General features: G+C 51.0%; 5 protein-coding genes. 2 read left to right on the top strand and 3 right to left on the bottom strand.

The genetic code is table 11. The annotated features are described in order from the left end of the window. Window positions 1–76 precede the first annotated feature (76 nt). Window positions 77–772, bottom strand: coding sequence for a Sir2 family NAD+-dependent deacetylase (gene cobB / locus B2067_RS02775; RefSeq protein WP_301387367.1), 696 nt, complete (start codon window positions 770–772; stop codon window positions 77–79). Beyond that, entirely contained in the window at window positions 772–1,929 is a 1,158-nt protein-coding gene (locus B2067_RS02770) for a patatin-like phospholipase family protein (protein ID WP_301387365.1), read from the bottom strand. The genes cobB and B2067_RS02770 overlap by 1 nt, the downstream gene beginning before the upstream one ends. An 89-nt stretch (window positions 1,930–2,018) precedes the next feature. Between B2067_RS02770 and B2067_RS02765 the strand changes: the two genes are divergently transcribed. Further along, entirely contained in the window at window positions 2,019–2,711 is a 693-nt protein-coding gene (locus B2067_RS02765; protein ID WP_301387364.1) for a riboflavin synthase subunit alpha, read from the top strand. Here B2067_RS02765 and B2067_RS02760 read toward each other — a convergent pair. Further along, window positions 2,686–2,925, bottom strand: a complete 240-nt coding sequence (locus tag B2067_RS02760; protein WP_076514157.1) for a glutaredoxin family protein — start codon at window positions 2,923–2,925, stop codon at window positions 2,686–2,688. The two genes, B2067_RS02765 and B2067_RS02760, sit on opposite strands and share 26 nt — an antisense overlap. Before the next feature lie 29 nt (window positions 2,926–2,954). Between B2067_RS02760 and B2067_RS02755 the strand changes: the two genes are divergently transcribed. After that, window positions 2,955–3,713, top strand: a complete 759-nt coding sequence (locus tag B2067_RS02755) for a sulfite exporter TauE/SafE family protein (protein WP_297530599.1) — start codon at window positions 2,955–2,957, stop codon at window positions 3,711–3,713. Window positions 3,714–3,860 lie beyond the last annotated feature (147 nt).

Genomic DNA, 3,860 nt, shown 5'->3' with positions numbered 1-3,860 from the left:
CGCTTCGGCGGGTTTTTTTATGCCTGTATTCTTTGAGGTGGGTAAGCAGGAGCCTCAGCTGGTTGTAGATAGAGCCTCAGCTGATTGTAGATAGAAACTCAGCGACCTTAACTGAGGCCGGGCCGTGTAAGGCTTCCTGAAACGCATCGGCGCCACGTGAAGGCTCCAGGTTTATTTCTACCGTTCTGGCATTAACGCTGTTAGCTACCTCTACAAATCCGGCTGCTGGGTAGACGTTGCCAGAAGTACCGATACTGATGAACAGGTCGCATTTCTCTAACGCTTGATAGATTTCATCCATGTATAACGGCATTTCGCCGAACCAGACGATATGTGGTCTCAAGCTGGCGGTACCACAGCATTCACATAGGCTGGTTGCTTCAATATCTGCCTGCTGACTATGGATTTTCCCGGTGGTGAGGCAACGCGATTTTTTCAGTTCACCATGCATATGTATGAGGTTCTGTGAGCCAGCCTCATGATGCAGATGGTCAACATTCTGTGTCACCAGTAAAAAGTCACCGGCAAATTCCTTTTCGAATTCAGCAAGAGCAATGTGAGCAGGGTTGGGTTTGACGTCAGCAAGTTGCGCCCGGCGACCGTTGTAGAAGCGCTGAACCAGCGCGGGGTCACGCTCGAAGGCCTCTGGCGTTGCTACATCTTCGAGGCGGTGGTTTTCCCACAGGCCGCCATTATCCCGGAACGTATTAATGCCTGATTCGGCTGAAATGCCCGCGCCAGTCAGTACGACAATACGTTTCGGTGTGTTCATTATTTTTCTCCTTCAAAATGATCTGAGAAGAACCCGCGTATCTCGTCAGTACGTTGCATAGCATCGCTGTAACCCAGGTCAATCAGTGCCTTACAGAAGCCCTTAGAAAACAGCAGGTAACTGAGAATACCCGAACCGTTCGGGCCAGCGTTGCCACTGCCACCTAAGGTCATTTTCAGGGCTTTAGGAATTTCAGCAGCATGTTCACCTGCAATCTGATCAATAGAACGACTTGGATTAATTTCCAATAACTCTATGGGCTTGAGCTCCATACCTGCTTCTTTGCGTACTTCTTCAGGAATGCTGGTCAGAGTCCGGTTAATTCGGCGCAGGCGCTCGACATCGGTTTCCATACTGTCGAGGAAGGCAGCATTTAACATGTGCCCCATGACTTTAGCCGGGCTTGGATAAGCCGCCGGAGGTTTCACGTGATCTTTGCGCTTATGGGCGATACCCGAAACACCAATCACCATGACTTTCTCAGCACCCAGATGAAGTGCAGGGCTGATCGGCGCAAGCTGGCGAACTGCGCCATCGGCAAAATATTCGCCGTGTAATTTAACCGCAGGAAATATCATTGGAATCGCTGAAGACGCCATGAGGTGGTCAAGCGTTATTCGCGTACGTTTTCCAATCCGACGGTGACGGTTCCAGTTGGTAATACTGTAATGCCCTTGGAAAAAAGCGACTGACTCTCCAGTTTCAAGGCCCGAGCAGTTAACCGCGATCGCATGAAGTGCGCCGTTATCAATAGCGCCCTGAATCTGGTCGAATTTAATGGCTTCGCCGAGTAGTTCCCGTAATGGCTGATTATTGAGCAGCGACACTGGATCATTTTTAAATCGTTTTCCCATGACCATTGAGCGCGCCATTCTCAATATGCCGTGTGAAACTCCGAGAAAATCGGTGCGGTAAATATGATCAGGGGTGAAGTGCATCCATATTCGTTCGAGGTGCTTAATACCAATCCGGTAATTTTCTGCATAACTGGCAAGTGCTACGCCGTTAATCGCACCTGCAGATGTTCCTGAGATAACATCGAACGGATTGTAGTGGCCTTTGGGGAGAATTTTATGGATAGCTTTTAATACACCGACCTGGTACGCAGCTCGGGCACCACCACCAGACAGAATCAGCCCTGATTTTTTAACGTCCAAAATCACCTTCCAGAGGGTCGTTCGACTTTTATGAATAAGCCCCGAGTATAGTGCATAATGGCCACAACTGTGATGACCCGAGGCCCGAAATGTTCACTGGAATTGTGCAGACCCGACTTGCTGTTGCTGATGTTCTCAAGAAGGAGGATTTCGCGACCTTTATTTTTGATTTCTCTGATGAGCTTGTTGATGGGCTTGTGATTGGAGCTTCTGTTGCTATCAACGGCACCTGTCTGACGGCACGGGAAATTATTCCGGCCAGCTCTGGGAGTGGTGCTGGTAGTAGCACTGGTAGCCGTGTGAGTTTTGACGCTATTGGCCAAACTCTGAAGGTCACCAATCTTGGCGACCTGAAGGCCGGAAGTATCGTGAATATTGAGCGTGCAGCTAAGTTTGGTGATGAGATTGGCGGTCATCTGCTATCGGGTCACGTGATGCAGCAGGTCAGGGTTGTTGAGGTTATTGAGACCGTGAATAACCTGGTGGTATGGATGGAGCGACCAGACAATCTCGCTCCTTATCTGTTAGATAAAGGCTATGTTGCGCTCAACGGTTGCAGCCTGACCATCGCGGAAGTGGCTGGCGACCGTTTTGCAGTGCATCTGATCCCTGAGACTCGTGATGTAACCACCTTTGGCCTGGTGACTGTGGGGGATAAGATCAATGTAGAGGTCGACCCTCAGACACAGGCGGTTGTAGATACCGTTCAGCGTCTGCTTGGGTCATCTGAGGCGTTAGGTTCGCTGCTGGAGACAATCAAAGCGACTTCAGATAACGGATAATATCGCCTGATTCGTACATCCATTCCTGTGTTTCACCGTCGTCAATCAGCAGGCACGGCACCGTGGTACGCCCGGTTGCTTCCTGCTGTTGCTTTCGATATGCGCTATTTTGCATTACGTTGCGCTTTTCTACTTCAACACTGAAGCTCGGCAATGCCATAAGAACGCGCTGACAGAATGGGCAATAGTCGTGATAGTAGAGAGCGTAAGTCATGCAGGGGTATCCCTTTAACTGAGAGTTCTATGGTCGAGTATACAGAACATTTGGTCTTGTTTCTTATTGCCGTTGTTGCCAACTGGTTTTCAGCATTGGCTGGTGGCGGAGCCGGCTTGATTCAACTGCCTATTCTGATTTTCATGGGGCTGCCTTTCTCGCTGGCGCTGGCGACACATAAAATCGCGACAGTTGCTCTTGGTCTTGGGGCGACAATGCGGCACCTGAGAGAAGGGCATCTCGATAAACTGATTCTGCTGGTTATCTTTCTTGCGGGTGCACCGGGTGTTGTTCTGGGCGCGCTCTTTATTCTTGACGTGAACGGGCGCCATGCGGAAATCGCGCTCGGTATCCTGACGCTGATGCTGTCTTTGTATTCCTGGTTTCGTCCTGAGCTGGGGTTATCTACCTCAGAAAAACATCGTGACGTTACCGGGCTGGCCATCGGCGCAGTGGGTTTGTTTATCATCGGCTTTGCCAATGGCGCCTTATCCGCAGGGTCCGGCCTGTTCGTTACACTCTGGCTCGTGTACTGGTTCGGTCTTGAGTACAAACTCGCGGTCGCTCAGACACTGGTCGCGGTGGGGCTGGGGTGGAATGGCACGGGAGCTGTAACTATGGGGGCGGTCGCTGAAGTGAAGTGGGACTGGATTCCTGCTTTGATTGCCGGTTCGCTGGTGGGCGGCTACCTTGGTGCGCATACCTCTATACAGTCGGGTAATCTGCTGATTAAGCGACTGTATGAGGTCATTACATTGCTGGTAGGCCTTAAGCTGCTCTGGGGCTGAGTAAACGACGTCTAAGGCCCAGCAGTATCAGTGTTGCCCAAATCCCGACAGCGCCGGCGCCGGTTGCTGAGTCGTCATCGGCTTCTGTGATCAAGGTGATATCGACAATTTCAGAGCTGGCAGCTGGGTTGAGGTTCACGGTGACCG

Origin of the sequence: Thalassolituus sp. UBA2590, from assembly GCF_002339775.1 — a bacterium.
GTDB lineage: Bacteria > Pseudomonadota > Gammaproteobacteria > Pseudomonadales > Oceanobacteraceae > Thalassolituus.
This window is presented reverse-complemented; position numbering and strand designations above follow the sequence as displayed.

Coding starts and splice junctions, on each gene's coding strand:
- B2067_RS02760 (WP_076514157.1), bottom strand. CDS start 2,925: ATGACTTACGCTCTCTACTATCACGACTATTGCCCATTCTGTCAGCGC.
- cobB (WP_301387367.1), bottom strand. CDS start 772: ATGAACACACCGAAACGTATTGTCGTACTGACTGGCGCGGGCATTTCA.
- B2067_RS02765 (WP_301387364.1), top strand. CDS start 2,019: ATGTTCACTGGAATTGTGCAGACCCGACTTGCTGTTGCTGATGTTCTC.
- B2067_RS02755 (WP_297530599.1), top strand. CDS start 2,955: ATGGTCGAGTATACAGAACATTTGGTCTTGTTTCTTATTGCCGTTGTT.